26 protein-coding genes are annotated in these 24,191 nt (G+C 42.6%); 14 read left to right on the top strand and 12 right to left on the bottom strand.

All coding sequences use genetic code 11. From position 1 onward, the window contains the following. Positions 1–13: 13 nt before the first annotated feature. Positions 14–1,582, bottom strand: a complete 1,569-nt coding sequence (treF, locus tag PQO05_RS23630; protein WP_273629914.1) for an alpha,alpha-trehalase TreF — start codon at positions 1,580–1,582, stop codon at positions 14–16. Positions 1,583–1,712: 130 nt separating this feature from the next. Between treF and PQO05_RS23625 the strand changes: the two genes are divergently transcribed. The 5 genes from PQO05_RS23625 (at position 1,713) to PQO05_RS23605 (ending at position 4,434) form a co-directional block, all read left to right on the top strand. Further along, on the top strand, positions 1,713–2,309 hold the full coding sequence (locus PQO05_RS23625) for a YceI family protein (RefSeq protein ID WP_273629913.1): 597 nt from the start codon (positions 1,713–1,715) through the stop codon (positions 2,307–2,309). 116 nt (positions 2,310–2,425) lie between these two features. Beyond that, positions 2,426–2,845, top strand: coding sequence for a response regulator (locus PQO05_RS23620; RefSeq protein WP_273629912.1), 420 nt, complete (start codon positions 2,426–2,428; stop codon positions 2,843–2,845). A gap of 91 nt (positions 2,846–2,936) precedes the next feature. Continuing rightward, positions 2,937–3,266, top strand: coding sequence for an ArsR/SmtB family transcription factor (locus PQO05_RS23615; RefSeq protein ID WP_273629910.1), 330 nt, complete (start codon positions 2,937–2,939; stop codon positions 3,264–3,266). A 46-nt stretch (positions 3,267–3,312) separates the two neighbouring features. After that, positions 3,313–3,882: a DUF6428 family protein gene (locus PQO05_RS23610; RefSeq protein WP_273629909.1), complete on the top strand. Its 570-nt coding sequence runs from the start codon at positions 3,313–3,315 to the stop codon at positions 3,880–3,882. 135 nt (positions 3,883–4,017) lie between these two features. Then, positions 4,018–4,434, top strand: a complete 417-nt coding sequence (locus PQO05_RS23605) for an arsenate reductase ArsC (RefSeq protein ID WP_273629908.1) — start codon at positions 4,018–4,020, stop codon at positions 4,432–4,434. A gap of 430 nt (positions 4,435–4,864) precedes the next feature. Here the strand turns inward: PQO05_RS23605 and PQO05_RS23600 are convergent, their stop codons facing one another. Further along, a complete protein-coding gene (locus PQO05_RS23600; RefSeq protein ID WP_273629907.1) occupies positions 4,865–5,638 on the bottom strand; it encodes an MBL fold metallo-hydrolase in 774 nt (257 codons plus the stop codon). A gap of 87 nt (positions 5,639–5,725) precedes the next feature. On the opposite strand from PQO05_RS23600, the gene recJ reads away from it, so the two are divergent. From recJ to PQO05_RS23575, 5 genes are all read left to right on the top strand, one after another. Then, positions 5,726–7,432, top strand: a complete 1,707-nt coding sequence (gene recJ, locus PQO05_RS23595; RefSeq protein WP_273629906.1) for a single-stranded-DNA-specific exonuclease RecJ — start codon at positions 5,726–5,728, stop codon at positions 7,430–7,432. Between the two features lie 52 nt (positions 7,433–7,484). Continuing rightward, a complete protein-coding gene (lptB, locus tag PQO05_RS23590) occupies positions 7,485–8,222 on the top strand; it encodes an LPS export ABC transporter ATP-binding protein (protein WP_273629905.1) in 738 nt (245 codons plus the stop codon). A gap of 19 nt (positions 8,223–8,241) precedes the next feature. After that, a complete protein-coding gene (locus tag PQO05_RS23585) occupies positions 8,242–9,753 on the top strand; it encodes a GH3 auxin-responsive promoter family protein (protein WP_273629904.1) in 1,512 nt (503 codons plus the stop codon). A gap of 78 nt (positions 9,754–9,831) precedes the next feature. After that, on the top strand, positions 9,832–10,863 hold the full coding sequence (locus tag PQO05_RS23580) for an acyltransferase family protein (protein WP_273629903.1): 1,032 nt from the start codon (positions 9,832–9,834) through the stop codon (positions 10,861–10,863). A gap of 66 nt (positions 10,864–10,929) precedes the next feature. Further along, entirely contained in the window at positions 10,930–11,523 is a 594-nt protein-coding gene (locus PQO05_RS23575; protein WP_273629902.1) for a hypothetical protein, read from the top strand. 6 nt (positions 11,524–11,529) lie between these two features. On the opposite strand, the gene folP is transcribed toward PQO05_RS23575, so the two are convergent. Further along, positions 11,530–12,384 (bottom strand): dihydropteroate synthase, encoded by an 855-nt coding sequence (gene folP / locus PQO05_RS23570; RefSeq protein WP_273629901.1) that lies wholly within the window; start codon positions 12,382–12,384, stop codon positions 11,530–11,532. A gap of 221 nt (positions 12,385–12,605) precedes the next feature. Between folP and PQO05_RS23565 the strand changes: the two genes are divergently transcribed. The 3 genes from PQO05_RS23565 to PQO05_RS23555 are packed head-to-tail and all read left to right on the top strand — an operon-like array spanning position 12,606 to position 14,736. Beyond that, positions 12,606–13,088, top strand: coding sequence for a DUF1599 domain-containing protein (locus PQO05_RS23565; RefSeq protein WP_273629900.1), 483 nt, complete (start codon positions 12,606–12,608; stop codon positions 13,086–13,088). After that, entirely contained in the window at positions 13,085–14,236 is a 1,152-nt protein-coding gene (locus tag PQO05_RS23560) for a BT_3928 family protein (protein WP_273629899.1), read from the top strand. The genes PQO05_RS23565 and PQO05_RS23560 overlap by 4 nt, the downstream gene beginning before the upstream one ends. Beyond that, on the top strand, positions 14,233–14,736 hold the full coding sequence (locus PQO05_RS23555) for a shikimate kinase (protein ID WP_273629898.1): 504 nt from the start codon (positions 14,233–14,235) through the stop codon (positions 14,734–14,736). Before PQO05_RS23560 ends, PQO05_RS23555 begins: the two co-directional genes overlap by 4 nt. A 243-nt stretch (positions 14,737–14,979) precedes the next feature. Here the strand turns inward: PQO05_RS23555 and PQO05_RS23550 are convergent, their stop codons facing one another. The 9 genes from PQO05_RS23550 to kbl all read right to left on the bottom strand — a co-directional run bounded on the left by PQO05_RS23550 (position 14,980) and on the right by kbl (position 21,846). Next, on the bottom strand, positions 14,980–15,489 hold the full coding sequence (locus PQO05_RS23550) for a phosphoribosyltransferase family protein (RefSeq protein ID WP_273629897.1): 510 nt from the start codon (positions 15,487–15,489) through the stop codon (positions 14,980–14,982). A gap of 29 nt (positions 15,490–15,518) precedes the next feature. Next, positions 15,519–15,908, bottom strand: a complete 390-nt coding sequence (locus PQO05_RS23545) for a hypothetical protein (protein ID WP_273629896.1) — start codon at positions 15,906–15,908, stop codon at positions 15,519–15,521. Positions 15,909–16,089: 181 nt separating this feature from the next. After that, a complete protein-coding gene (gene rlmD, locus PQO05_RS23540; protein ID WP_273629895.1) occupies positions 16,090–17,496 on the bottom strand; it encodes a 23S rRNA (uracil(1939)-C(5))-methyltransferase RlmD in 1,407 nt (468 codons plus the stop codon). A 427-nt stretch (positions 17,497–17,923) separates the two neighbouring features. Next, a complete protein-coding gene (locus PQO05_RS23535; RefSeq protein ID WP_273629894.1) occupies positions 17,924–18,184 on the bottom strand; it encodes a hypothetical protein in 261 nt (86 codons plus the stop codon). 98 nt (positions 18,185–18,282) lie between these two features. Continuing rightward, positions 18,283–18,864, bottom strand: a complete 582-nt coding sequence (locus PQO05_RS23530; protein WP_174314413.1) for a TetR/AcrR family transcriptional regulator — start codon at positions 18,862–18,864, stop codon at positions 18,283–18,285. A 3-nt stretch (positions 18,865–18,867) separates the two neighbouring features. Beyond that, complete coding sequence (locus PQO05_RS23525; protein WP_273629893.1) at positions 18,868–19,287, bottom strand: Rieske (2Fe-2S) protein; 420 nt, start codon at positions 19,285–19,287, stop codon at positions 18,868–18,870. Further along, the gene (gene pheS, locus PQO05_RS23520) at positions 19,284–20,321 is read right to left on the bottom strand and encodes a phenylalanine--tRNA ligase subunit alpha (protein ID WP_273629892.1); all 1,038 of its coding nucleotides are present in this window, start codon (positions 20,319–20,321) and stop codon (positions 19,284–19,286) included. The genes PQO05_RS23525 and pheS overlap by 4 nt, the downstream gene beginning before the upstream one ends. Positions 20,322–20,442: 121 nt before the next feature. Continuing rightward, complete coding sequence (locus PQO05_RS23515) at positions 20,443–20,613, bottom strand: DUF6364 family protein (RefSeq protein WP_273629891.1); 171 nt, start codon at positions 20,611–20,613, stop codon at positions 20,443–20,445. Between the two features lie 42 nt (positions 20,614–20,655). Continuing rightward, on the bottom strand, positions 20,656–21,846 hold the full coding sequence (gene kbl, locus PQO05_RS23510) for a glycine C-acetyltransferase (RefSeq protein WP_273633551.1): 1,191 nt from the start codon (positions 21,844–21,846) through the stop codon (positions 20,656–20,658). A gap of 217 nt (positions 21,847–22,063) precedes the next feature. On the opposite strand from kbl, the gene trhO reads away from it, so the two are divergent. Beyond that, a complete protein-coding gene (gene trhO / locus PQO05_RS23505; RefSeq protein WP_273629890.1) occupies positions 22,064–23,020 on the top strand; it encodes an oxygen-dependent tRNA uridine(34) hydroxylase TrhO in 957 nt (318 codons plus the stop codon). Positions 23,021–24,191: the final 1,171 nt, after the last annotated feature.

The raw sequence follows: 24,191 nt of genomic DNA, 5'->3' as shown, positions 1-24,191 counted from the left end.
CTGATTCAAGACTTTATCTTTTTTCTCCCTCCACCCCATAATCATTCATCAGCTTCAGCAAAACGCCATTAGTCCAGCCGAAGCCATCTTGTAACGGATACTCTCCGCCGCCGGCAATAGCACCGTGGCTTTCCAGATCATATTTCTCCAATAGTTTGCCAGTTTGTTTAAAGCCGGTAGTGTTTACCTTGATCCATCGCAGGGCAATAACATTGGCGAGGCTATCCTGGTGATAATTCTTTAAGCCCATAATGGTAATGTACTGTAAAGGCGCCCAGCCATTTGGTCGGTCCCATTGCTGGCCGGTTTTAAGGAGAGTTGTTGACACGCCGCCTGCCTGCAAAAATTTATTATTGACCAGCGCTGTAACTTTTAGTGCCTGATCCATATCTGCCATAGCAAAATACAGCGGGAAAGTAGTCGAAATATTAATTAATGGTGATTGGGCTTTGCGTTTCCAGTTATAATCTACATAACAATTTGTGGTGTTATCCCAACAGTATTTGTTAAGCGCAGCCTTACGTTTATAAGCTTTAGCCATATATAGTGCAGCCGACTTTTTATTACCCTTTAACTGGTACGATTTGGCAATTACAGTTTCGAGGTGGTACATCAAACAGTTTAAATCAACAGGGACTAAATTGGTAGTTTGAATAGTGTACAGGTTCTTTCCATCGGCCAGCCACCTGCTGCTAAAATCCCAGCCCGACTCGGCCGCTGCACGCATGTTACGGTAAAGGTCGGCCGGTTTCTGCTCGCTTTTTTTAGATTCCAGTACATCTTCACGATAAGATTCCTCACGGGGTTGATCGCTTGCATCGTAGTAACGGTTAAGTAAGCTGCCATCATCGAGGCGTACAATGTGCTCGGTTGCATTGCCGGGTTTTAATGCATCGCCTCCATGCATAAAATATTGGTATTCTTTTAATAATTCGGGCTGATAAGTAACCAGTGCTTTCTGGTCTTTAATTTTTGCCAGCAATTCCACCATTAACGCAAAAAACGGAGGTTGAGAACGGCTGAGGTAATAAGTACGGTTACCGTTAGGGATGTGCCCGTAAGTATCAATTAAGTAAGCGAAGTTTTTAACCTCATCTTCAACTACCTTGTACCGATGGCTTTGTGCCAATCCCAGCATGGTAAAGTATGAGTCCCAGTAATAAACTTCACGGAAACGCCCGCCAGGTACCACATACGAGTGGGGCAGGGGGATTAATGAAGTTCCTTTAACGGTGTCGGCTACGCGCTGCAAAACAGTCCACAGCGTATCTATATGTTTGCGAATGCCAGCGTTAACGTCGCTTTTAAAAGGTGTGCTGTTGGTAGCAGGTGCATTGAAATTTTGCTTTACAAAGGCATCAAGGTTAAAGTCAGGCTTATCCTTTTGAGCCATATAATCCTTCATGATCTTTTCGGGTGCCCGGCGCGGTGAGGCATCGGGGAAGGTTTTGCCGTCAGGATATATTTTCTGCATTTGCACGGCATTAAATAATTCGCCGTATAATTGTGCAGGTGTTTTGGGTTGCGCGTGTGCAAAATAAACACCGCAATTTAATATCAGTAATACCAGTATCTTTCTCATAAGTATTTTTCTCCCTGGTAATAACCAATCTTCCGGCCAATTGTCAGCAAAAAGCAAAAAATAATAATACATGTTGTAACATCTATTTTTTGAATTACCTTTGTGTCACAATTTTGAAACAGAAGAAAAAATGAAAGCACTTAAATCAATCGCTGCAGCCTTAGTAGTAACAAGCATGTTTGCTTTTACAGCAGCTAAAAACGAAACTTATAAAGTAGACACTCAAAAAAGCAAAATCGAGTGGACAGGTAAAAAAATCGGTGGCGAGCATCACGGTACCATCAAAGTATCAGACGGTAACGTTGTAACCAATGGTAAAGCACCAGTAAGCGGTACTTTTACTATCGATATGAAAACCATTGCTAACACCGACTTAACTGACGCTGATTACAATGCAAAACTGGTTGGCCACTTAAAATCTGACGATTTCTTTGGTGTAGATAAATATCCAACTGCAACATTTGTAGCTACTAAAATTACCCCTGCTGGTAACGGTGTTGCAAACGTAACCGGTAACTTAACTATCAAAGGCACAACTAACCCGGTAACTTTCCCTGTTAATTATACTATCAGCGGTAACACTTTAACTGCAACTGCTAAAGGTGTAGCTATCGACCGTGCTAAATACAATGTTAAATACGGTTCTAAAAGCTTCTTCGAAAGCATTGGTGACAAAGCTATTGAAGACAACTTCATCTTAGACATTACCCTTGTAGCTCAAAAATAATTAGCTAAAAAATAAGATTTTATGCAAAAACCCGGAATAAAAATTTGTTCCGGGTTTTTTATTTATCACATTTGATAATAAAACCTTTTATTTGCTATTGGCGTATAAACATCTATATGAGTAATAATCCCCGTTCCGTTAGTATTTTGCTTGTTGACGATGATGAGATAAACAACTTTATCTCTATTAAACTGATTAAGAAGGCATTAGTCAGCAGCGAAATAAAGGCTTGCCTTAATGGGAAGTTTGCTATTGATGAACTGCTGAAGATGCAGGCAAGTGGAGCAGATAATCTACCAGATTATATCCTGCTTGACATTAATATGCCCTTAATGAACGGCTGGGAGTTTTTGGATGAGTACAAAAGATTAAACATTGATCCTGAAGGTAAATCGAAGATCTTTATCATCTCTTCATCGGTATTCAGCAACGATATTAATAAGGCAAAATCATATAGCCTGGTAAAAGATTTTATTTCGAAGCCGTTGAACATCGATAAGATCCGCGAGCTGTTCGAAGCAGAAAAGCACGCTTAATAAACACAGCTAAACTGCATAAAATATAGTACCTCAATATTTATTGAGGTTTTTTTGTTTAATAATTTATTAATCGTAATATTGCGATACAATGGGAGCTACCAAAACAGAAATATTCTCTGACGAGCAAAATAGGCTGGCCTTGTTGCTGAAGGCTATTGCCCATCCGGCCCGCATTGCCATTCTGCAGCATATTATTGCAGCCAATGCCTGTATTTGTGGGGATTTGGTAGAAGAGCTCGGCCTGGCGCAGGCAACCATCTCACAACACTTAAAAGAGTTGAAGAACGCAGGCATTATACAAGGCACAATTGAAGGCGTAAAAGTCTGTTACTGTATAGAACCTAGAACATGGAAGCTGTTGCAGGCACAGTTAGGCGAATTCTTCGGATCGTATAAAGGCGAAACAGGCTGTTGTTAAAATTTTTTGATTAAATCAATCGTAATATTGCAATAAATAAAAGACTATGAATACAGGCGAATTAATGAACTGGCAGACTTTTAAAGAAAAGCTACTGCAACACCCGGGGCTTACATTACAATTTCAATACGCATCTGATACCTGGGTAGATGCTTCGTATCATATCACCGAGATTAAGCAGGCGCCAATTACCTCGGTAGATTGCGGCGGTAAAATGAATAGCTGGACCGAGATCATCGTACAACTATGGGAACCTGCCGAGAGTGATGGTAGCCGTGCTATGCAGGTTAATAAAGCATTGTCGATCATCCAGCTGGTAGAAAAAGCACTGCCCTTAAATCCATTGGCAACGGTAAAGATAGAATTTGGGAATTCGCAATTTGATACCCGCCAGATGTACCCTGGTGATGTGATTGTTGATGGTGAAAACCTGATCATCGATCTCAATCCCGATTTTACACAATGCAAAGCCATAAGCAGGGGAGGCAGTTGCGGCACCAATGATAAGGGTGAAGAGTGTTGTGCGCCTGCTACCGCTGAGGCTAAGCCTAAAGTGGCTTTAGTAAACCTGGCCGCAAACAGTAGTTCTTGTACACCGGGTTCAGGTTGTTGTTAAATGCGGGCAAAGCTAATCAGATACAAAAAGCCGGTTATAATTACCTCATCGGTACTGGTATTGCAGCTCATATTTGGCTGGGATGCCAAGTTTTGTATCATCAACATTATATGGTTATTCGTTTAAATAAATAAGATGAAAAAAGTATTGGTACTATGTACCGGCAACAGTTGCCGAAGCCAGATTGCCGAAGGCTACCTGAGAGCCTTTACTGGTGATAAGGCAGAGATATACAGCGCCGGCATAGAAACCCACGGGGTAAACCCACGCGCTATTGAAATTATGAAAAGGGACGGGATTGATATATCAGCTCATACCTCAAACAATATCAATGAGTATATGGATAATGATTTCGATTATGTAATAACCGTGTGCGATAATGCCAAAGAAAGCTGCCCGTATTTCCCCACGAAGGCAGTGAAGCTACACTATAACTTTCCTGATCCGGCTAAGGCCACAGGCAATGAAGAGCAGGTAATGGAAGCTTTTCGTGAAGTGCGTGAGCAGATCAGAAGCTATACCAGGAATTTTGTGAATGAGAATTTTAGATAATGTAGGGACTTATATTTTGATCGACATAAATCTACCCCTTATGAATGGTTGTGCAAATTGCACAGGCTTAGTGTTCCCCTAAATTAGGGGAATGCAGTGACAGTGCTAATACTTCTAACGTTTAATAAGGGGTATATTTAGGCAGATCAGCTTTGCAACATCCCTCCTTTTTTCCCGCGCAGGGTCTCTTGTAAAGGACCCTGCGATGCGTAGTTCGATCTGCATTAAGTGCTCAGGGTACTCTACGAGAGACCCTGTGGAAACAAAAAAATCTTCTGCGCTATGCTTCAATGACATAGCGTATAAGATTTCTCACCCTTCTTCTGCAATTCCCTGCCCTTCAAGGGTTCGAAATGACAAGTTGACTAATAGAGGGCTTATTTAGGACAAATCGCAACTACTCACCTAATCAACCCAATAAACCATTCACCTAAACCGGCGTTACCGTAAACGCATCCTGCGCCGATAACTGCACATTACCAATAGGCATACTCTTGGCATGGTAAAATAAGCAAGTCCAACCTTCGGCAGCAGCTTTGTGGCCATAAATATCGCGCAGTTCCATCGCCTTACGGCCATCAAAGTCGTATTTAGCAATAAACTTGCGTAATAATTGCTCAGGTTCTGGCAGCTCATCTCCACCAAAAAACACTTTCTTACCTTCTATATCAAACCAGAAAACCTGGTGAAAAGGGCAGTGCCCGCCTGATAATTCGTAATTAATGCCTGGCATAAATTCGCCCGAACCTTCGAGAAAAGTAACCTCAGCAGATCGTTGTAGCGATTCAAATATCTCCGGTCGGTATGAGTATGATTTACCCGCAAAAGCAGTTTCCCACTCGCTGCGTTGTATCACGTGCTCTGCCTGTGGGAAGCTGGGATGCAGGCGGCCGTTCTCTTCATAAACCAAACCGCTGGCATGGTCGTAATGCAGATGCGACATTAATACCTTGGTAACATCATGCGGGTCGAAACCATGCTTGCGGATATTTTTGTGGAGAATTAATTCGCCATCCTCGGCTTTCATGCCTAAACCGGTATCCAGCACCATCAAGTCTTTCTCGGTTTTAATTAAAAAAGGATTAACATGGATAAATATAGAGCCGGGGCGCGATTTGGCGTCGTCCTTAGCGGGGTCGAAGGGGATAAACTTTTTTGTAGAATCAACCGAATACGAACCTTCTCCCAATGCAAAAACTTCCATGTTGTGTTATATATGCTTTTTTGACCTTACCTTTGTTTGTTAAATTAACCGGATAATTATATCATTACGGTTTAAACACACAAAGATATGCAAAAACGGTGGTCGGTGCGCGAAATGCCGGATCAGGGAAATGTAGAAAAGCTGGCGTCCGAACTAAACATCGATCCGGTACTGAGTGCTATACTGCTGCAACGCGGTATTGCCGATTTTGAAGAGGCACGCTTCTTTTTCCGTCCCGATATCCGCCACCTGCACGATCCGTTCCTGATGGCCGATATGGAAAAAGCCATCAACCGGATAGAAACTGCCCTTGCCAACAACGAAAAGATCATGATCTACGGCGATTACGACGTAGATGGAACCACCGCCGTAGCTATCGTATACAGCTTCTTTAAAAAGCTAACCGATAACATCGAATACTATATTCCTAACCGCTATACCGAAGGTTACGGAATTTCGACCCAGGGTATCGATTACGCTGCCGAAAATAATTTCGACCTGATCGTAGCCTTAGACTGCGGCATTAAATCGGTTGATAAAATTGCCCATGCCAATGACCTTGGTGTAGATTTTATTATCTGCGACCACCACTTACCCGGCGATGAACTACCGGCTGCAGTAGCCGTGCTCGATCCCAAACGTAGTGACTGCGAATACCCATACAAAGAACTTTCCGGCTGCGGCATTGGCTTTAAGCTGATCCAGGCCTATGCCGAAAAGAACGGCATCCCATTCGAAGAGATCAGCTGCTACCTCGACCTGGTAGCCATTAGCATAGCCTGCGATATTGTACACGTTACCGGCGAAAACCGTACGCTGGCTCATTATGGCTTGCAGCAGTTAAATACCAACCCTTGTACAGGCGTGAAGGTGTTGATGGAGGTAGCAGGCCGCAAAGAGAAAGTAAATATCTCTGATGTGGTATTTCTCATCGGTCCACGTATTAATGCTGCTGGCAGAATTGATGATGCCAAGCATGCCGTTGCCTTGTTAATTGCCGATTCTATTGAAGATGCACGGGAGAAAGGTGCGCTAATCAACATTCAAAATACCGAACGTAAGGGACACGATCTTTCTATTACCGATGAAGCCTTGAGTATTATTAAGCAGGATGAGGTATTGATAAATCGCAAATCGACCGTGGTTTTTAATGAAACCTGGCATAAAGGGGTTATCGGTATTGTGGCGTCCCGCCTTACCGAAAAATACTATCGCCCAACGGTAGTGCTTACGCGCTCTAACGGGCACGTGGCAGGCTCGGCAAGGTCTGTGGTAGGGTTCGATCTTTACGAAGCGCTGAGTGGCTGTAGCGATCTGTTAACACAATACGGCGGCCATAAGTATGCGGCAGGTTTAACCATGCCGCCCGAGAATGTACCAGCCTTTATGGATAGGTTTGAAGAAGTGGTGGGCATGACCATTACCCCAGAGCAATTGATCCAGGAAATAAAGATCGATGCCGAGATAAAGCTGGATCAAATCGACAGTAAATTTTTTCGTGTACTGAACCAGTATGGACCATTCGGGCCGGAGAATATGACGCCTGTATTTTTATCGCGCGGCGTAAGCTTGCACGGTCAGCCATCTGTTGTAGGTGCCGATCATTTAAAAATGTGTGTAATGCAGCAAGGTTCGGCTATATTTGATTGCATTGCCTTTGGGCAGGCCGGTTGGCTGATGGATTTAAAAAGAGGCCTGCCTTTTGATATTTGTTATTGCATTGAAGAACATGTTTGGCGCGATAAGCGTTCAATCCAATTAAACATTAAAGGGATTAGATTAAGCGAACAATAATTCCGTTTATAAACCTGGCCGCTATTTTGTGTAAAAGGCCTAAATTTAAGATATGATATTACGTGCAGAGCACCTGGTAAAAAAGTATAAACAACGTACCGTTGTTAATGATGTATCATTTGATGTTGCACAGGGCGAAATTGTAGGTTTGCTTGGCCCCAACGGTGCTGGTAAAACCACTTCGTTTTACATGATTGTAGGTTTGATTAAACCTAATGAGGGCCGCATATTTCTGGATGAGAAAGATATTACCGGCGACCCAATGTACCGCCGTGCCCAAAAGGGTATTGGTTACCTGGCGCAGGAGGCTTCTGTTTTCCGTAAGTTATCGGTAGAAGATAATATCAAGGCTGTGTTGGAAATGGGCACTATGCCTAAAGATAAACAGCAGGAAAAGCTGGAAGAACTGATTGACGAGTTTAGCTTGCATAAAGTACGCCGTAACCGTGGCGACCTGCTTTCGGGGGGTGAGCGCCGCCGTACCGAGATTGCACGCGCGTTGGCTGCCGAACCTAATTTTATTTTACTGGATGAGCCCTTTGCCGGGGTTGACCCAATTGCGGTAGAAGAGATCCAGGCGATGGTAGCCAAATTAAGGCACCGCAACATCGGCATCTTAATTACCGACCACAACGTGCAGGAAACTTTGTCTATTACCGACAGGGCGTACTTGTTGTTTGAAGGCAAGATCCTGGAATCGGGCGTACCCGAGGTATTAGCTAATAACGAAATGGTACGTAAAGTGTATCTTGGAGCAAACTTTGTTTTAAAGAGAAAGACCTTTTTATAAGCCTGACTAGTAATTATATATGACACTCATTAACTCCGTTGCTACCTGGCTCATGAAGAAACGCATGCACCAGATAGAGCTTTTTATGAAGTACCCTAACGAGGTGCAGGAGGAGTGGTTTGAAAAATTAATATCGGCAGCAGAGAATACAGAATGGGGGAAAGCCCATCATTATAAAAGCATCAGCACTTTACAAGAGTTTAAAGAACGGGTGCCGCTGCAAAATTATGATACCCTGAAGCCCTACATTGAGCGCATGCTTAAAGGCGAGCAAAATGTGCTTTGGCCTTCAGAAATTAAATGGTTTGCCAAATCATCGGGTACCACTAACGACAGAAGCAAGTTTATTCCCGTAAGCGAAGAAGCGCTGGAGGAGTGCCATTTTAAAGGCGGCAAAGACATGCTTACCATGTACTTTAATAACCGGCCTGATTCTAAGCTTTTTACAGGGAAGATCCTGACGCTTGGCGGCAGCCACCAGGTAAGCCAGCTTAATGCAGATACCTTTTTTGGTGACCTATCGGCGGTGATTATGAAAAACCTGCCGCTTTGGGCGCAGTTTTACCGTACCCCGCATCTGGATATTGCCCTGCTGGAGAATTTTGAGGAGAAGATCGAAAAAATGGCCCGTGCCACTATCGATTCTAACATGACAGGCATCAGCGGTGTACCTACCTGGAACATCCTGTTGTTTAAACGGATTTTAGAAATTACGGGGAAGGACAATCTTTTAGAAGTTTGGCCCAATCTTGAATTATACTTTCACGGTGCGGTTAATTTTACGCCTTACCGTGAACAGTTTAAAAAACTGATCCCCGACCGTGAAATGTATTACCTCGAAACCTATAATGCTACAGAAGGTTTCTTCGGAATACAGGACCTTGAAGAGCCGGGCGAAATGCTGTTAATGCTGGATTACGGCATCTTCTACGAATTTTTGCCGGTAGAAGACCTGGGTAAAGAAAACCCGCAGACTTTAACATTGGATGAAGTACAGCTGGGCGAAAATTATGCGCTCATCATCAGCACCAATGCCGGTTTATGGCGATATATGATTGGCGATACTGTGCGGTTTACATCGCTGGCGCCATTCCGCATCCAGATAACCGGGCGTACCAAGCACTACATTAATGCTTTTGGCGAAGAAGTGATTGTTGACAATGCTGACCGTGCCCTGGAAGAAGCCTGCCGCCAAACAGGTGCCATTGTACAGGAATATACAGCTGGCCCTGTTTATTTTTCTGATAATAAGGCAGGTAGCCACGAGTGGATCATCGAGTTTGAGAAAAAACCCGCAGAGTTTGAACGTTTTGTTGATCTGCTGGATGAAAGCCTGCGTAAACTTAACTCAGACTATGATGCCAAGCGCTTTAAGGACATGGCCCTGCACCGCCCGCTGGTGCATGTGGCCCCGCGCGATACCTTTTTTAAATGGATGAAGGAGAAGGGTAAACTGGGCGGCCAGCACAAAGTGCCACGCCTGGCTAATAACCGCGAATACATCGAGAGCATTTTAAAGTATTTGAATTAATCTTTAAGTGGGCCCGGTTTTTTGAATGACCTGGTTATTTTAATATATATTTGATAATACCTTGTACCTGAATCATTGATGAAAGACAGGCTTCATGAACTGGATATTCTTCGTTTTATTGCAGCATTTTCTGTAATGATGTTTCATTACTATGCCGGCTTTTATAACAGCCAACATGTGCTTCTGGTTAATAATAATATTTTTAATAGTATTTGGGCTTATGGTAACCAGGGTGTATCCTTGTTTTTTGTGATCAGTGGTTTTGTTATTTTGCTTACTGCAAATAAGCAATCACCTAAGCAATTTGTTATAGCCCGGTTTATACGGCTATATCCGGTTTTTTTACCTTTATGTATTTTCTCGTTCCTGGTGGGTAAAATATTTACGCCGTCAATATATCATGTAAGCGTAAGCGAATTCTTGATCAATACCACATTGATAGGATCTTTTTTTACCAAACACATGGTTAGTGATGTGTACTGGACACTGCGAGTAGAAATATTCTTTTACGCCATGATTTACGGCCTGCTTTATTTCGATCAACTCAAATATATCAGGAAGTATCTCAATCTTTGGCTAATCCTGTCATTGATTACTTACATAGGCGCTCTATACTTTAATTACTTCAAAATATTCTCGGCGGTTAGGTACGTTTTTCTGACCCAATATTCGTATTTCTTTATCGCGGGCTGTTATTTCTATTTCATAAAATACGACCGCAAAAAATATGATATTTTATATCCCGTTGTTTGTGCCATTGGTGCAATGCTTGCTACTCGTTACTTTACCGGGCAAAGCAGGGTAGTAGGAAGTATAATCATCAGCTGCATATTTATACTTTTTTACTATCTATGCCTCAAAAAAGCGTCAGTAAAAAATAATTCTTCTTTTTACTATTATCTGGGCGAGATCACCTACCCTTTATACCTGGTACATGATATTACAGGTACGGTTTTACTGATTTTTTTCTCTAAATACATACCGGGGTGGTTAGCACTTATTTTGGTAAGTTTTTTAATCATCTTATTTGTGCTCCTCGTATATCTGTATATTGAAAAGCCGGTACGAAGAATATTGCGGGAGCGATTATTAATTAAAACAACAACGTAAAGTATTTAATACCTCAACTAATTAAAAACCTTGATTTTTTGGGCTGCAATGCGTATTTTCATGCCCATGAAAAAAATATTTCTGCTACTGATATTGTCATTATGCAGCTATACTGTTTTTTCACAAACCGTTATCCCCGATTTTGTACCCAATCTGCGGTACGTAGGCCACGTTGATACCCTGTTACGAAACCACGTTAAACAATTTGATCTCATTATAGCCTTCAGGGTACACTATGGTTGGAAATATGATTCTGAATATCATTTACTGGTGCTGAACAACGGCCACTGGCAAAAAATGAACTTTCATAACAAACAGGGTAGCCTGGCTAAATATGATCCTCCTGTTCCTGTTCGGGATAGGTATAAAGGCGAGGCGGATTCTTTATACTCCAGGATGTTCGCCAACAATGTGCTTACCATTGATGATGACGATGTTTATCCCACCTGCGCAGAAGCAGATACGGTGATAAACGGCAGGCACCGTAAATTTAAGGTTGGTATTGATAATGCAGCAGCCTATTCTTTCTGGTTTATTAGGGCAGATAAAACGCGTCAGTTATATTTTTATGCTCCGGAGTATTTTATCCAGTACTGTTCGCCCTATTGGGACAGGCGAAATGCTATCGACATTATTACACTCTTCACCCGTAACTGGTAAGCAAGGTTATTGTTGTAACATGTTGTAAATTTTTATAGCTTCTACAACTTCTTTTACATCATGTACCCGCAAAATGTTGGCGCCTTTTGTTAAAGCTATGGTATTTACCACGGTAGTACCGTTTAAAGCATCGGTAGCAGTACCGCCGGTAATGTTATAGATCATCCGCTTGCGCGAAACGCCAACCAGTATAGGTAAGCCCAGTATATCAAAATCATGCATACGGTTAAGCAACTCGTAGCTTTGCTCACTCTTTTTTGCAAAACCAAATCCCGGATCAAGGATCACATCTTCTACGCCAAGCTTTTTCAGTTCCGCATATTTTTGCTGCAGGTAGTCGAATACATCGGTAAAAATATCATCGTAATCAGTTAGCTGCGTCATGGTTTGCGGGGTACCGCGTGTATGCATCAGGATATAGGGTACCTGCAAGCGGGCAACGGTTTCAAACATTTGCTCATCCAGTTGTCCACCCGAAATATCATTGATAATATGTGCGCCGCCCTTAATGGCAGCTTCGGCAACAGAGGCGCGGAAAGTATCGATTGATAAAATAGCCTCCGGGAATGCGCCTGAAATAGCCTCAACAGCGGGTAATAAACGATCCATTTCTTCCTGTACCGAAATATCAATAGCGCCGGGGCGCGATGAGTAAGCGCCGAGGTCTAAAAACGCAGCGCCATCAGCCAACATTTTTTCAGCCTGCATTAGTGCATCGGTAGCGTGAGGTTTGCGGCTTTGGTCGTAAAAAGAATCGGGGGTGAGGTTAATGATGCCCATTACTTTTGGTGTACTCAGGTCGATGAGTGTTCCGCGTGCATTCAGGGTTGTCTTTTTGCGAAAATATGTATCTTTAGCCACGATGATTTTATATGCTTTTTAATAGATGCCTGCAAAGGTAAATCAATATTTTAAGATAGCTTAGAATCAAAGAAATGCGACCCCTTTCTCAAAGGAGCAAAATGGAACTGTAATGTTCTTGCAATCGCATCGACCGTAATTCAGAAAATTTTAACACTACCGTTTTGAGTAAAACAACAACAGAATACGACGCAGTTATTAATGTATGCAAGGGTTTATTTATGAAAAAAACCCGCGATTACGGCACTGCATGGCGTATTTTAAGGCTACCATCTATAACCGACCAGATTTTTATTAAAGCCCAGCGCATCCGCACGCTCGAAGAAAAAAAGATTTCAAAAGTAGGGGATGATATTACGGGCGAGTATATCGGCATTGTTAATTATTGCGTTATAGCCATGATGCAATTAGAATGCGGTAACGAAACTTCGACAGAATTGGCACCCGACCACGTGGAGCACATGTTTGATGCCAAGGTAAAAGAAACACAGGAACTGATGTTTGCCAAAAACCACGATTACGGCGAGGCCTGGCGCGATATGCGCATCAGCTCACTGACTGATCTGATATTGCAAAAGATTTTCCGTGTTAAACAAATAGAAGACAACAAAGGCCTAACCGAAGCTTCTGAAGGTGTAAAAGCCAACTACCAGGATATGTTAAACTATGCTGTTTTTGCATTAATAAAATTGGATGTAAAATGAAAGCATTAGTTTGGATCTGCCGCATAGCCGTGGGCTTGCTGTTTATATTTTCGGGTTTAATAAAGGCCAATGACCCGCTTGGGTTCTCTTATAAATTACAGGAATACTTCGAAGTATTCCATATCATGTTTTTAAACCCGCTGGCATTAACCGCGGCTATCACTCTGTGTGCCCTGGAAATATTGTTGGGCTTTGCCTTGCTGATTGGCATCCGAGCCAACGCTGTAGCATGGGGATTGTTGCTGTTGATTATCTTCTTCGGCTTTTTAACTTTCTACTCAGCCTTTTTTAAAGTAGTGCAAACCTGCGGCTGTTTTGGTGATGCTATCCCGCTTACGCCCTGGCAGTCATTCAGTAAGGATATGGTGTTACTGGCTTTGGTGCTGGTGATATTTGCTAAACGTACTACCATTCAACCTTTGTTTAACCCATCGGTAAGCAATGGTTTGTTTGTAGCTGCCGTGGTGTTCGCATTCGGTTTTGGGTTATATACTTATAACTTTTTACCGGTGATGGATTTTCTGCCGTATAAAGTAGGTGCTAACTTATTGGATGAAATGAAAACGCCACCTGGAGCCAAGCCTGATGAGTTTGAAATCACCTATCAGCTTAAAAACAAACAGACTGGCGGCACCAAAACCATGACCGATAGGGAGTACATGAAAACCGGGATTTGGAAGGATGCCAACTGGCAGGTAGTAGGTAACCCCGAATCGCGTTTGGTGAAGGCGGGCTTCGCGCCTAAGATACGTGATTTGGCTATACAAGACGCACAGGGAGTTAACTATACACAAGAGTTGTTGGGTAACCCATTTTATAATCTGGTTATTGTAGCGTATGATCTGGGCCATACCGACGAGCAGGCTATCCGTCGTATTAATGCGCTGGCTGTGAACCTGACGGATAATTATAACATCCGTACCATATTACTGACTTCAAATTCTGCACCGGATGCTATGGCATTTGCTAAAAAGAATCACCTAATCTCAGAGATCTACTATGCTGATGGTGTGCCGTTGAAAACCATTGTACGCTCTAACCCCGGTATTTTACTGATGAAGGGCGGAACTGTAATTGCCAAATGGCATTACCATAGCCTGCCTAAGTATGATGATATTGTTAAACAATACCTACGCCAGCAGCCATGAAAATCTTTTTAGTAGGCTTCATGGGCTGCGGTAAATCGACTTTAGGTCGCAGGTTGGCAGCACGGTTAAACTATCAGTTTGTTGACCTGGATGAGCTTTTTGAGCAGCGTGAAGGCACTACCATTGCCAAATACTTTGTAAGTCACGGCGAAGACGCTTTCCGACAGGAGGAATCAAAAATATTAAAGGAGACGGGGTTTACTGATAATACCATTATCTCGACTGGCGGCGGCTTGCCCTGTTATTTCGACCACATGGAGTGGATGAATGCCAATGGCAAGGTGATCTATATCCAGATGTCGCCCAAAGCCTTGACCAGCAGGTTGGAGCATGGCAAAGAGGAGCGGCCTTTACTGCACGGTAAACATGGCGATGACCTGGTTACTTTTATTGCTGAGAAATTGGCCGAGCGGGAAGTGCATTACCTGAAATCGGGTATTGTAGCTGATGGCATAAGCCTTACTGCCGAAAAATTGGAGGAGATATTGGCGAATAGCTAACCAGATAAGAGCTATGTATTAATATCGAACATCGAATCCTGAATTTCGAATAATGAAGTGAAATACTTCGGTGTTGGATAATTGAATAATATCGAACATCGAATCCTGAATTTCGAATAACGAAGTGAAATGCTTCGATGTTAGATAATTGGATAATATCGAATAATGAATTCTGAATCTCCAATGTCGAAGTTTCCTTCATTATTCAACATTGGATATTCAGTGTTCGATATTTTCTTCTAACTACCCCAGCCAAACTGCATCACCTTCGCCGGTTTCGGTTAGCTGTACATCTACGTGCTCATTTAACAGCGTTGATAGCGCTATGCCCGAATAATCTGTAGTAACCGGGAAGCTTTTGTGGTTACGATCTACCAGTACCACTGTGCGCAGTTTTTTAAGCGGTACATCCAGAAATACGCCGAAGCCGTAAGCCAGGGTTTTGCCGCTGTTCATTACGTCATCAACCAAAATAATTACTTTGTTGCTACACTCTTCAATCGGGGTATCCAGTTTAAAGTGCAGGCTGCTCACATGTTTTTCTAGTTCGATGTTGATGAGCTTGCTCTTAAAAGGGGCAATCTCATCTAAAATATTTTTTATCCTGATGGCAATATTGCTGCCTTGCGGTAAAATACCGGCAATAACAATCTCCTGTTCCTCAAAATTATCTTCGAGGATCTGGTAAGCAATACGATCTATCTTTTGCTGAATTTGCTTTGGGTCGAGTATAAGCAGCCTTTTTTCTGACATAGCTATTTTAGATAAAACCGAAACTACTATTATTCTTTTGAATATGGAAAAAATACAAAATTGGCACCCTCGGGTACAATTACAAACACGCACATAAAGTCCTCAGGGCTTTTGTAGGTATCTATAAAACGTTGTTTTAACTCCTTTTTAATGATACCGCGCTCTACAAATTCTTCGAGGGTAGATGCGTTGATGTTCCACTCAGTATTCAACTCGTCTTTATTGAAGATCTCTTCGCCCAGTTTTACCTCGTGCTGGTGTGCAATAAAAATAGGGTAAAGCGAAAGTCCCTCTACCATAATTTCGACCGCAACCTCACGCAACGATTCACTGAATAATTTCAGATCAACCCGAAGGCTGGCTAATGGGCTATCTTTTTGGGGTTGGTTACCCTCGTTTAATAATTCTTCCGGATCCATTTGATCAATGTTTTTATTTTTCACCGTCATCCCGAACTTGTTTCGGGATCCCACATGCTAAGCAACCTGCTTGGTATGCCGTATACCTGTCTTGTGGGGTGCCGATCCCAACAATAGTCGGGACGGCATGACGGGTGGTGAGAGTCTGTTGTCTTTTTTCCTTAATCCTTTGTCTTTCTTCTTACTTTCTCAATTGCAACAACATCACATTCTCCACGTGCTGGGTATGCGGAAACATATCCACCGGTTGAATTTTAACGCTGTCGTATTTTTCTTTCAGTACCAGCATATCGCGTGCCTGTGTGGCGGGGTTGCAGCTTACGTACACAATTTTTTCTGCTTCAATTTCCATTAGGCGGGCTACCACATCCGGGTGCATGCCGGCACGTGGCGGGTCGGTGATAATAACATCCGGCTTACCGTGTGTTAGCACAAATTCGGCATCCAGTACATCTTTCATATCACCAGCGTAAAAATCGGTATTGGTAATGTTGTTAATTTGCGAATTGATCTTGGCATCTTCAATAGCCGAAGGCACGTACTCAACCCCAACTACTTTGTTTACATGCTTGGCCACAAAGTTGGCAATGGTGCCTGCACCGGTATATAGATCATAAACCAGTTCGCTGCCGGTAAAGCCTGCAAAATCGCGGGCTATTTCGTATAGTTTTTTAGCTTGAATTGCGTTTGTTTGATAGAATGATTTAGGCCCGATGCGGAACTTAATTTCATCCATACCTTCATGAATATATTGCGGACCTTTCCAGCTGATCACATCCTGATCAAAGAAGGTATCGTTTTTCTTTTGGTTGATGATGTATAACAGCGAAGTAATTTCGGGGAAACTTGCCTCTACAAAATCCATCACCATTTTAACCTGTTCTTCAGTTGGGTAAGCAAAAATGACAATCACCATCAGTTCACCTGTTGATGAGGTGCGAATCACGAGGTTACGCAGCGCACCTTCGTGGTTCTTTAAATTATAAAAGCTGATGTTGTTTTGCTTGGCAAAATCGCGCAGACTTAAACGCAATTCGTTCGATGGATCGGCCTGTAAATAGCAATGATTAATATCTAATATTTTATCAAAGCGACCGGGAATATGGAAGCCAAGGGCGTTCAGATCCAGTGTTTCGTTTTCGCGGTTCTCACCGTCGTTAAGCCAGCGTTTATCAGAGAAAGTATATTCCAGTTTATTGCGATAATACCTGTCTTCAGGAGAGCCTACAATCGGCATAATATCGCTTACGTCGAGTTTGGCTAAACGGCCTAAGGCATCAGCAACGGTTTTTTGTTTAAACTGTAGCTGGGCAGGGTAGGTCATGTGTTGCCATTTGCAACCGCCGCAGGTGCCAAAGTGTTCGCAAAATGGCGTGGTGCGGTGCTCAGATTGTTTTACAAGGGTTTTAATGCGGGCTTCGCCAAAGTTTTTCTTTTTGCGGTAAACCTCTACATCGGCAACATCGCCGGGCACAGCTTTCTCAATAAAAAGCACCAGATCATCGGCCTTACCAACGCCCTTACCTTCTTCGGCAATATCAATTACAGTAACGCCTTCAATCAGTGTATAATTCGCAGTCTTTCTCATCAGGTTGCAAAGTTAACCCAATTATTTAAAACCTTAAATGTAAAACCAATCTGCCTGCGTGGTAATTAGCGGGAGAAGAGTGATACCAAAAGAAACCAGAAGCTATTAGTGTCAGCGTACGCCAAATCGAACTGTTCATCAATCTGTGCTGAAAAATCGTTTAATTCTCGGCTCATGATGTAAAAATTTATTATGCTAACATAGTAATTTTATACCGAAAACCAAAACGGTATTTTGAATTTTTGATAGAAGGATTTTGGGATGAAGGAATAAGGACGAGTTACAACTAAGGTGTCATGCTGAGGCACTCGAAGCATGTGCGTGGGGCATCTGAATTATTAATTAACGATAGACAGGGCGAAGGCTTGCCCGCATGCTTCGAGTGTCTCAGCATGACACCCGGCATGTATTAATGAATAAACAGAAATTACTTCATACAAAAGTACATGACAATAACAGCTAATATTTGCACACAAACTGCAACTGCAAGCCTTTTAATTCCCTGAAATTTAGAAAGTAAAAATGTATAAGCAGCTAAGGACAAAAGATATATAGCTATTGCCAACCCTATAACCACAACAAGATTTGGACCTTCAGGATCATTAAAAAAGAAGAACAATGTTCTGGAACAAAGGATAGCCGTTGCGCCCAGAAGCACCAGCGAAGTCTTTTTTGATTGGAAATTCATTTTCGTGACGTTATTGTTAGATTTTAGGAATTGAATAAAAGTACTTTGTTTTACAAAGTAAATTAATCTGATTGATTAATGCAAGGGAATAATAAAAATTAAACTGTTATGGCTGCTTTTACCAAATAAGGAAGGATCTCTTTTTGGAAGGATACGAAGTTTTTACGTACGTCGGCATCGCTAACCGAGGTAAATGCGAAGCTGAAAACGATGCTCTTGCTGCACTTGATCAAAAAGCGTAAGCGCTGGTGGTAGCTTTCCATTTTGCGCATACCGCTTAGTTTGGTGAATGAGCTAAGCAGTAATTCTTCGAGTTCGTTAGAGAGGTTTTTGAGGAACTCCTGTGAGTTGGTTGATTCGCGGATAAAATCCCACCCGATAAATTCGTTACAGATGGTGTACGATAAGCGGCTGGTTTTAAGGATAAGATTGGTGAGGTGCGCTTCCTCATCCATCTGGTGGCTGTCGCTGTTAATCAGTTCATCCACACTCACTTTAATATAGTCCATTAGCAAGGCGTGAAGAATTTCTTCCTTGCTGTCGAAGTACTTATAAATAGTGGCTTTGGCTATTTTAGCGCGCTTGGCAATCTCGTTAACGCTGGTTTTGTGATAACCGAATTTGCGGAACAACTCCTGCGCGGCCCGCTTAATGCTTTCTTTTATTTTATCGGCTTCCATGTATCAATTAGACACAAATATAGTATTATTAGATACTTGAATGTAGTACGATTTTAACGACACGCTTGCCGGACCCTTTACAGGGGTGCCATCGGCTAAAGAAAATTTAGAACCGCTGCAAGGGTCAACCACCTGAAACCCCGTATCATCGATATTAACAGCGCACTTGGCACCGGGATTATAGCTGCTGCAGCGATCAAAAGCTTCGAAGGCACCATTGGGGTTATGGTAAAGCACTAAACCTGCTACACCATAACCACTTACGGTAACGGCACCGCCAATAATATTCAGCTTGCTGTAACGCGGATCTGACAGGGGAGCCTGGAAGTTAACCGAAATATTAGGAATGCCCGAAGAGTTATCCTTACCGCACGAAACCAACGTCATTAAACTAATCAGCAACAAACCTAAACGGTACCTCATATCATTTCTGTTTTAAATTGTTTTAAGAAACGAACATCGTTCTCAGAGAATAAGCGCAGATCGCGGATCACATATTTTAAGTTAGTGATACGCTCTACACCCATACCGAACGCAAAGCCGGTATATTTCTTACTATCGATGCCACAATTTTCTAAAACGTTAGGATCAACCATGCCGCAACCCAAAATTTCAACCCATCCAGAGTATTTACACATATTACAGCCCGAACCTTTACAGATGGTACATGAAATATCCATCTCGGCAGATGGCTCGGTGAACGGGAAGTATGAAGGGCGGAAACGTACCTTTGTACCTTCGCCATATAATTCCTGTACGAAATGGTAAAGCGTTTGCTTTAAATCTGCAAATGATACGTTCTCGTCGATGTATAAACCCTCTATCTGGTGGAAAAAGCAGTGTGCACGGGCAGAAATTGCCTCGTTACGGTAAACACGACCAGGCATAATAGCGCGGAACGGTGGTTTGCCGTTCTCCATCATACGTACCTGCACCGATGAGGTGTGGGTACGCAAAGCGATATCATCTTTACCACTGTTTTTCTTGATAAAGAAAGTATCCTGCATATCACGTGCAGGGTGCTCATCAGGGAAGTTGAGGGCAGAGAAGTTATGCCAATCGTCCTCAATCTCCGGTCCTTCGGCAACAATAAAACCTAAGCGTTTGAAGATATCTACAATCTCGCTTTGTACTAATGACAGTGGGTGGCGTGAGCCAACCTCAAAACCATTACCCGGCAGCGTTAAATCTTGTTGTTGTCGGTTGTCGGTTGTCAGTTGTCCGTCTAAGCCTTCTTTCAGTTCGGCATATTTAGCTTCGGCCATTTGCTTAAACTGGTTAAGCACTTTACCAAACACCCGTTTTTCTTCCGGGCCAACGCTTTTAAACTGCTCAAAAAGGTCTTTAATAAGCCCCTTGGTACCTAAGTATTTAATCCGGAAAGCTTCCAGTTCATCTGCATTAGCAGGGTTGAAAGCCTCAATCTCGGCGGTATATTGATTGATCTGATCTTGCATATCAGTTATAATGTATTTAAAAATTGTTCGGCCGTTAAAACAGGTATGGCCGAATGTTTATAGTCTTAATATTTCGGGTGATAATATATTCTGCTTTGATATTTGAAGCTATTTGAGAAACTTAATGACCAGGATTAGAATTTGGGTCGATGTTAAAAGGTTCCTCCCCCTTTGCAATCATCTCTTTAAAGAAATTTTCTACAACCTGAGACATAGTTTGCTGTTTTTTCACAGCAATTTTATTTATAATATCGATAACATCCTGTTCGAGGTACAATACCAGCTTTGCCATAATACTTGCCTCCCTTATACAAAGATAAGTAATTTACATGTATTACTTAATCACCTCCAATGCCTTGCCCACCTTGGTAAATGCCGCAATAGCTTTATCCAAATGCTCCACATCGTGCGCAGCAGAAATCTGTACGCGGATGCGTGCCTTACCTTGCGGAACAACCGGGTAGTAAAAACCGATTACATAAATGCCTTCTTCCAGCATTTTGGCGGCAAACTCCTGGGCCAGTTTGGCATCGTATAACATAACCGGTACAATAGGGTGTATACCCGGTTTAATATCGAAACCGGCTTCGGTCATTTTTTCGCGGAAGTATTTGGTATTGCTTTCCAGCTTGTCGCGCAGGTCGGTGGTTTCGCTCAGCATATTTAATACGCCGATTGATGCGCCTGTAATTGCCGGGGCCAACGTATTAGAAAACAAATACGGACGAGAGCGCTGACGCAGCATATCGATGATCTCCTTACGGCCAGATGTAAAACCACCTGATGCACCACCCAATGCTTTACCCAATGTGCCGGTAATAATATCAATACGGCCCATTACATTATGGTGCTCATGCGTACCACGGCCTGTTTTGCCCATAAAGCCCGAGCAATGGCTTTCGTCAATCATCACCAAAGCTTTGTATTTATCGGCCAGGTCGCAAATTTTATCCAGTTGAGCAATGGTGCCATCCATAGAGAAAGCGCCATCTGTAACGATGATCCGGTGGCGAAGGTTCTGCGTTGAAATTAGCTTTTCTTCCAGATCGACCATGTCATCATGTTTGTAACGCTGGCGCTGAGCTTTGCATAAACGTACACCATCTATAATAGAAGCGTGGTTCAGTTCGTCTGAGATAATCGCGTCTTGCTCGTTGAACAAAGGTTCGAATACACCTCCATTGGCATCAAAAGCAGCCGCGTAAAGTATGGTATCTTCTGTCCCTAAAAAATCAGCAATTTTAGCTTCCAGTTCTTTATGGATATCCTGCGTGCCGCAAATAAACCGAACAGACGATAAGCCATAACCGTGTGTATCCATCACCTTTTTAGCCGCCTCGATCACTTTTGGGTGACCCGAAAGGCCCAGGTAATTGTTAGCACAGAAGTTTATTACTTCTTGCCCGCCTTGTACCGTAATATCGGCACCCTGCGGCGAAGTAATAATGCGTTCTCTTTTATATAATCCGGCTTCTTCTATTTGGGCAAGTTCCTGTTGCAGCACAGGTTTCAGCGTATCATACATAGCGTTGTAAATTAAGGTGGCAAAATTAAGCATTACCAAATTATTTAACGGGTTAATATGATTTATTAGTGCCCACAAAAATTCAATAACTAAAGACTGCCACTGCCACTCGCCACTGCTACTTAAAACTTCCCGACTTTCGGTCTTTCTGACTTCCGGACTTTTTGCTAAATTTGCGCCTCATTTAACGCTGTTTGCAGCAGCATCAATGTACGTAATGACACAATATCAAACACTACTGTACTATTGTTATTCAACAATAGCCGAGGCGGAGCAATTTGCCGCCGATCATCTTAAATTTTGTAAAAGCCTGGGTTTAACCGGCCGTATTATTGTTGCCGACGAAGGCCTTAACGGCACAGTATCGGGCACCGCAGCAGCTTGTGAAGCTTACATGGCTGCCATACATGCCGAAGAGCGTTTTGCAAAAACAGAGTTTAAAATTGATGATGTAGATCAGCCTTCGTTTGTAAAAATGCATGTGCGCTACAAAAGCGAAATTGTACACTCCGGCCTGCGCGACCCGAATATCATCAACCCACAGATTCAAACCGGTAAACACCTCGAGCCTAAAGACTTTTTGGCGATGAAGGATGATGAGGATGTAATTATCCTCGATGTACGCTCTAACTACGAGCATTCATTAGGTCGTTTTAAAAATGCGATCACGCTTGATATTGATAACTTTCGCGATTTCCCGGCGCAGATCAATGAGCTGGCCAAATACAAGGATAAAAAGGTATTAACCTATTGCACCGGCGGTATTAAATGCGAAAAGGCATCGGCCCTGTTACTGCATGAAGGTTTTACAGATGTTTACCAGCTGCACGGTGGTATTATTAAATATGGTAAAGAAGCAGGAGGTGAGGACTTTGAAGGTAAATGTTATGTGTTTGATAACCGTTTAGCTGTTGATGTAAACTCTGTTAACCCAGTTACCATTTCAGTTTGCTGGAATTGCGGTAAACACACCGAGAAAATGATTAACTGCGCCAACCCGGAGTGCAACGAACACTTTACCCAGTGCGACGAATGCGGCACCTCAATGGAAGGTTGCTGCAGTAATACCTGCAAAGAGCATCCACGCAAACGCGTTTATGATGGTACGGGCTACTATGTAAAAGTGCCGCAACCTGTTGCCCCTAAAAAAGCAAAAGTTCAGTTAGCTGAATAAGTATAAAGAGAAAATATAATGGAGCCTGTTAGTTAAAGCTGACGGGCTTTTTTATGGCATTTTGCCGCTTACTGTAGAATGGGTGTCATACTGAGGTTACTCGAAGTATGGTGTGGTGGGATTTCTGCATTATATCATGGCGTAGCGGCCTGCCCCTATCCTTCGACGGAGCTCAGGATGACAACGCTCAAATCAAACTGCTCGCCGTTGTTGGTGTTGTCACCAACAAACTTTTCTAAATTAGTTATTCAATTTAGCAGCGATGATTTTAACAATAAAGAACAATGGAGCTGCCTGTGCTACGATACCTGCGATTACGATTGAAGTGTTCATGATTTCTAAGATTTATTGGTTCTCGCCGTTGTTGGTGTTGTCACCAACAACCTTTCTAAAATTAGTTATTGAACTTTGCTGCGATAGTTTTTACTACTAAGAATAATGGGGCTGCCTGTGCTACAATGCCTGCGATTACGATTGAAGTGTTCATGGGTTCTAAGATTTATTGGTTAGTAAAAGTGTTGACCGATTAGTTATTGAATTTAGCAGCGATAGTTTTTACTACTAAGAACAATGGTGCTGCTTGTGCTACGATACCTGCGATTACGATTGAAGTGTTCATGATTTTTATATTTTAAATGTTTTAATTAATGTTTGATGTATAGGTTAAGGCAACATCAATGCCGATTGGCAATAAAACTTAAAAATTGGCTTTACATAGTCATAAAGGCCATTTTTATTAAGTGTGGAATATTTCCCCAAAATAAAAACCGGGGAAAATATTGTGGAAATGGGGAATTTGTTACTTGCATACGGTGTGGCGTTGCAAACGCCGGAAAGTATTGCGCACGCGATGCAATCGCGCGCGAGGTTATACCACTTGTCATTCAGAGCGATAGCGAAGAATCTTCTGCGCTGCACACGGTTTAAGGTTACAAGTCCTACTTCCGTGCACAATGAAGAAGATTCTTCGCTATCGCTCTGAATGACAAAATAAGCGTAAAAATTTGCTTGCCATGCTACTTCTTGCGCGCGATTGCATCGCGTGCTTAACACTTCTTCGTGTTTGCAACGCCTCTGCGCAATATTATTATTATCGCGGAATAGGGATGAATAAGGGTGCCTCAGCGCGACATCCCTTGTATCTTGCGCGTGATTGTATCGCGTGCTTAAA

This window comes from Mucilaginibacter jinjuensis (assembly GCF_028596025.1).
Taxonomy (GTDB): Bacteria; Bacteroidota; Bacteroidia; order Sphingobacteriales; family Sphingobacteriaceae; genus Mucilaginibacter; species Mucilaginibacter jinjuensis.
The sequence above is the reverse complement of the archived record's forward strand: the minus strand, read 5'-3'. Positions and strand labels throughout refer to the sequence as shown.

Coding starts and splice junctions, on each gene's coding strand:
- treF (WP_273629914.1), bottom strand. CDS start 1,582: ATGAGAAAGATACTGGTATTACTGATATTAAATTGCGGTGTTTATTTT.
- PQO05_RS23625 (WP_273629913.1), top strand. CDS start 1,713: ATGAAAGCACTTAAATCAATCGCTGCAGCCTTAGTAGTAACAAGCATG.
- PQO05_RS23620 (WP_273629912.1), top strand. CDS start 2,426: ATGAGTAATAATCCCCGTTCCGTTAGTATTTTGCTTGTTGACGATGAT.
- PQO05_RS23615 (WP_273629910.1), top strand. CDS start 2,937: ATGGGAGCTACCAAAACAGAAATATTCTCTGACGAGCAAAATAGGCTG.
- PQO05_RS23610 (WP_273629909.1), top strand. CDS start 3,313: ATGAATACAGGCGAATTAATGAACTGGCAGACTTTTAAAGAAAAGCTA.
- PQO05_RS23605 (WP_273629908.1), top strand. CDS start 4,018: ATGAAAAAAGTATTGGTACTATGTACCGGCAACAGTTGCCGAAGCCAG.
- PQO05_RS23600 (WP_273629907.1), bottom strand. CDS start 5,638: ATGGAAGTTTTTGCATTGGGAGAAGGTTCGTATTCGGTTGATTCTACA.
- recJ (WP_273629906.1), top strand. CDS start 5,726: ATGCAAAAACGGTGGTCGGTGCGCGAAATGCCGGATCAGGGAAATGTA.
- lptB (WP_273629905.1), top strand. CDS start 7,485: ATGATATTACGTGCAGAGCACCTGGTAAAAAAGTATAAACAACGTACC.
- PQO05_RS23585 (WP_273629904.1), top strand. CDS start 8,242: ATGACACTCATTAACTCCGTTGCTACCTGGCTCATGAAGAAACGCATG.
- PQO05_RS23580 (WP_273629903.1), top strand. CDS start 9,832: ATGAAAGACAGGCTTCATGAACTGGATATTCTTCGTTTTATTGCAGCA.
- PQO05_RS23575 (WP_273629902.1), top strand. CDS start 10,930: ATGAAAAAAATATTTCTGCTACTGATATTGTCATTATGCAGCTATACT.
- PQO05_RS23565 (WP_273629900.1), top strand. CDS start 12,606: ATGAAAAAAACCCGCGATTACGGCACTGCATGGCGTATTTTAAGGCTA.
- PQO05_RS23560 (WP_273629899.1), top strand. CDS start 13,085: ATGAAAGCATTAGTTTGGATCTGCCGCATAGCCGTGGGCTTGCTGTTT.
- PQO05_RS23555 (WP_273629898.1), top strand. CDS start 14,233: ATGAAAATCTTTTTAGTAGGCTTCATGGGCTGCGGTAAATCGACTTTA.
- PQO05_RS23550 (WP_273629897.1), bottom strand. CDS start 15,489: ATGTCAGAAAAAAGGCTGCTTATACTCGACCCAAAGCAAATTCAGCAA.
- PQO05_RS23545 (WP_273629896.1), bottom strand. CDS start 15,908: ATGGATCCGGAAGAATTATTAAACGAGGGTAACCAACCCCAAAAAGAT.
- rlmD (WP_273629895.1), bottom strand. CDS start 17,496: ATGAGAAAGACTGCGAATTATACACTGATTGAAGGCGTTACTGTAATT.
- PQO05_RS23535 (WP_273629894.1), bottom strand. CDS start 18,184: ATGAATTTCCAATCAAAAAAGACTTCGCTGGTGCTTCTGGGCGCAACG.
- PQO05_RS23530 (WP_174314413.1), bottom strand. CDS start 18,864: ATGGAAGCCGATAAAATAAAAGAAAGCATTAAGCGGGCCGCGCAGGAG.
- PQO05_RS23525 (WP_273629893.1), bottom strand. CDS start 19,287: ATGAGGTACCGTTTAGGTTTGTTGCTGATTAGTTTAATGACGTTGGTT.
- pheS (WP_273629892.1), bottom strand. CDS start 20,321: ATGCAAGATCAGATCAATCAATATACCGCCGAGATTGAGGCTTTCAAC.
- PQO05_RS23515 (WP_273629891.1), bottom strand. CDS start 20,613: ATGGCAAAGCTGGTATTGTACCTCGAACAGGATGTTATCGATATTATA.
- kbl (WP_273633551.1), bottom strand. CDS start 21,846: ATGTATGATACGCTGAAACCTGTGCTGCAACAGGAACTTGCCCAAATA.
- trhO (WP_273629890.1), top strand. CDS start 22,064: ATGACACAATATCAAACACTACTGTACTATTGTTATTCAACAATAGCC.